Annotated in this window: 2 protein-coding genes and 1 tRNA gene; 2 read left to right on the top strand and 1 reads right to left on the bottom strand. The window is 57.2% G+C overall.

Annotated elements, in window-relative coordinates; all coding sequences use genetic code 11:
• Nucleotides 1–920, top strand: a 920-nt coding sequence (gene dxr / locus Q0Z93_RS09890) for a 1-deoxy-D-xylulose-5-phosphate reductoisomerase (protein ID WP_298065081.1), incomplete at its 5' end; no start/stop codon positions are given.
• 21 nt (nt 921–941) lie between these two features.
• Complete coding sequence (gene rseP / locus Q0Z93_RS09885) at nt 942–2,267, top strand: RIP metalloprotease RseP (RefSeq protein WP_298065078.1); 1,326 nt, start codon at nt 942–944, stop codon at nt 2,265–2,267.
• A gap of 786 nt (nt 2,268–3,053) precedes the next feature.
• Here the strand turns inward: rseP and Q0Z93_RS09880 are convergent.
• A tRNA-Met gene (locus tag Q0Z93_RS09880) sits at nt 3,054–3,126 on the bottom strand.
• Between the last annotated feature and the right edge of the window lie 730 nt (nt 3,127–3,856).

Genomic DNA, 3,856 nt, shown 5'->3' with positions numbered 1-3,856 from the left:
CGGGGGTGGATACCGTGGTGGCGGCCATGGTGGGGTTCGCGGGGCTGGCGCCGACCTTGGCAGCGATACGCGCGGGGAAGAAAATAGCGCTGGCCAATAAGGAGACCTTAGTGGTGGCGGGCGAACTGGTCATGGGAGAGGCGAAGCGATGCCAGGCGCCGATTATTCCGGTCGATTCGGAACACTCGGCGATTTTCCAATGCCTGATAGGGGAAACCGCGGCGTCTGTGAAACGGATAGTGCTGACCGCTTCGGGCGGAGCGTTCCGGGATGTGCCGCAGGCGGAGCTCGATCGGGTTACCGTGGCCGATGCTTTGAAACACCCCTGCTGGGAGATGGGCAGGAAAATCACGGTCGACTGCGCCACGATGATGAACAAAGGGTTCGAGGTGATCGAAGCGCGGTGGCTGTTCGATCTGCCGGCGGAACGGATCAACGTGGTCGTGCATCCGCAGTCGGCGGTGCATTCGTTCGTGGAATTTGCGGACGGAGCGTTCAAAGCGCAGATGGGGGTGCCGGACATGCGGCTGCCGATCCAGTATGCGCTGACCTTTCCGTACCGGCTGCCGGTGAAAGGGGCGGCGGTTTTTGAGCCGGCATTGTGCGGCGCGCTGACTTTCGAGATGCCGGACGAAGCGAAATATCCGTGTCTGAGGCTGGCCTATGAAGTGCTTGGAGGGGGATATGGCCCGGGGGGGGCTTGCGTGATGAACGCGGCCAACGAGGTGGCGGTGGCGGAATTTTTAGAGGGGCGCATCCGTTTTACAGATATTTACAAGATCATTCGGCGGGCGCTGGAGCACTATTCTTCAACAGGGAGGGACTGTGCGCTGCGGACGTTAGAGGATTACGTGTCGCTCGACACCGAAGCGCGGGAGGTGGTGAAAGGGCGGATACTCGGCTCGTTTTTAAACCGTTAATACTACTACTTTCTTCTATAAATGGAGGTTTTCATCAAAATTTTGCAGGTCATCACCTGTTTTTCCCTGTTGGTGCTGGTCCACGAATTCGGCCACTTCCTGTTCGCCAAGATTTTCCGCACGCGGGTGGAAAAGTTCTACCTTTTTTTCAACCCGTGGTTTTCGATCTTCAAATTCCGCATCGGCGAGACGGAATACGGGATGGGCTGGGTGCCGTTCGGCGGGTATTGCAAGATCGCCGGCATGGTGGACGAGTCGATGGACAAAGACCAGCTGAAAAGCGAACCGAAGCCGTGGGAGTACCGCTCGAAACCGGCCTGGCAGCGGCTGCTGATTATCGTGGGCGGGGTGCTGATGAACATCCTGCTGGCGATCGGGATCTATATCGGGATTACCTGTGCGTGGGGCGATTCGTATATCAAGACCGAAGATGTCGAGCCGGGCTTCATGTTCAGCGAGGTGGCGCACGAGATCGGCTTCCGCGACGGGGACAAGATCATCTCGGTGGGGGGGGAATACGTGGACAACTATTTGCAGGTGCCGGCGACCATTCTGTTGGACGAGGTGCGCGAGGTGCAGGTGGAGCGCGACGGCAGACCGGTGACGGTCACGATCGACACGAAGCATATCAAGTCGATGCTCAAGGACAAGGAGTTCATCTCGCTGCGCATGCCGTTCGTGGTGGGCAAGGTGATGCCGGGCGGGGGCGCGGAGAGGGCGGGGCTTGCGGCGGGCGACTCATTAGTGGCGGTCGACGGGGTGCCGATGCGGTGGTTCGACGAGTTCCGCACGGCGTTCGCCGGACATAAGGGGGATACGGCGTCCGTGACGTTCGTCCGGGGCGGGGAGCGGCTGACGGCGGAGGTGCCGGTCTCTGCGGAGGGACAGGTGGGGGCGTATCTGGCGGGTACGAACCTGGCGGCGATCTATCCGATCAGCACGCGGCAGTATTCGTTCTGGGAGGCGATCCCGGTGGGTTGCGGCCGGGCGTTCACTTCGATCGGAAGCTATCTGAAACAGCTGAAACTGATCGTCTCGCCGGAAACGGAGGCGTACAAGTCGGTGGGGGGGATCATCGCGATGGGCAATTTCTTCCCGGGCGAGTGGAACTGGCTCTCGTTCTGGCAGATCACGGCGCTGATCTCGATCATGCTGGCGGTGCTGAATATCCTGCCGATCCCGATGCTGGACGGGGGGCACATGGTGTTTATCCTGTACGAGATGATTACGCGCCGGACGCCGAGCGACAAGTTCATGGAACGGGCGCAGCTGGTGGGTATGATCATCGTTTTCGGCATCGTCATCTTGGCCAATGGAAATGACATTCTCAAACTGATCTTTAAATAACCGGTCGATTATTTTCTACTCTATTGGGAGGGTATTGTTCTCTTTGTGAACAACCGACGCTGCCAGCGAATCCAGAGGCCGCTTGCGGACTATGGTGAGCGGCGAGGAGGAAAACGAGCGAAGCGAAGTTAGCGAGAACCAGAAAAACTTTTTGAGATGCTAACGCATCTCTTGAGCCTGCCGGATACCCTTATGTTTTCGATCCTTTTTGGCCGGGAGCAATAGACCGCTCTTTATATTGCGATCCTTCGGATCGCCGACCTCTGCGCCCAGCGGCGAAGCCGCTCGGGGGGTGGGCGCGAGGTCGAACTGAGGTGCAATAGAGCGGTCTATTGCACCGGCCAAAAGCAAACGCAATGCAAGAGGACTGCGGAGCCTAAGGAGTAGCGCAGCTATCTCAAAAGTTCTTTGCGCCACTTTCTTTCAAGAAAGCGGCAGTTGCCTCCAATAAGGTAAAGAATAATCGAACGGTTAATCAGATGATATGATTGATTGCGACGAATCGGCGAGGAGACCGGGAAAACACTACTATCCGCTCTTCTTCGGAGATGAAATACAGCGGGGCGGAATGTGCGTGAGAGTTGTCAGGCACTGCGTGAAGGGAAAGCCGAAGGACATTTCGTGCAGCACAACAGCAATTTCAACAAAACAGCCTTTTACCGATTGGGTAAAAGGCTGTTTTGTCGCTTATATTCCTGGTTACTCGTCGGGATGCAGTTCCGCTCACCGGTTCCGGGCGTCCCTCAGATAAAAAAAGAGGTTCTGCGACAACGCAGAACCTCTCAGTAGCGGGGGGAGGACTCGAACCTCCGACCTTTGGGTTATGAGCCCAACGAGCTGCCAACTGCTCCACCCCGCGATCATATTTACGGATGCAAAGGTAAGTTTTTTTCGGCAATATGCAAACCCTTGCATCGAAAAAACTACGATTAAATCTATCGATCTGTTTTTGGCCGGTTTGAGTGTGTGTTCTTTTGGCGAACAACCGACGCAGTCACTTGCGTGCGATTCGTCGGATGTCCGGAGGCAAGGAGGGAAACGAAGCCGAATTGCCTTTTGCCGCCCTTGTGGTGTTCCCAGGGTGCCACCCCAGATACCCCCGCCGGTTCCGGCCTTTGCAGATCAAAACAGTCGTTGTTCCGCGCGTCGGGTTTCACAGTCTCCGGTTCGCAGAACCGGGCGGGCCGCAACCCCGTCCCGAAGCCAGCAGAGGAGCAACAAGCTGTGCGCGTTGCGCCCCTCCGCGCCGGGTGGCTTCGGGGCGCCCGACTCTGCGAGTCGGATACCGAGAAATCCACTTCCCGCGCGCTGGCGGAAATTTTGTTCAAAAGCGCAAACTGCTTTTGAACGATTTCCTACTCCAACTGTCACGCGCGGGACCAGGGTCGCTCGACACACGAACCGAGCCGCCTTTACTTCTGCTGCTTTTCCTGCGCGCCAGCGAAATCTTATTTCAATAAACTGTCGTTTGTCGAAATGATTTCGCTTTGTAAGATGCGGTGCCGGGGCCGCTCGGCATGCGATCCGCACCCTTCGGGTGTTTTATTGGCCTGCCGGCAGCAAGATAAACTACCCCAAAGAGGGTACCG

Origin of the sequence: uncultured Rikenella sp. (assembly GCF_947628055.1) — a bacterium.
In the GTDB taxonomy this organism is placed as follows: Bacteria; Bacteroidota; Bacteroidia; order Bacteroidales; family Rikenellaceae; genus Rikenella.
The sequence above is the reverse complement of the archived record's forward strand: the minus strand, read 5'-3'. Positions and strand labels throughout refer to the sequence as shown.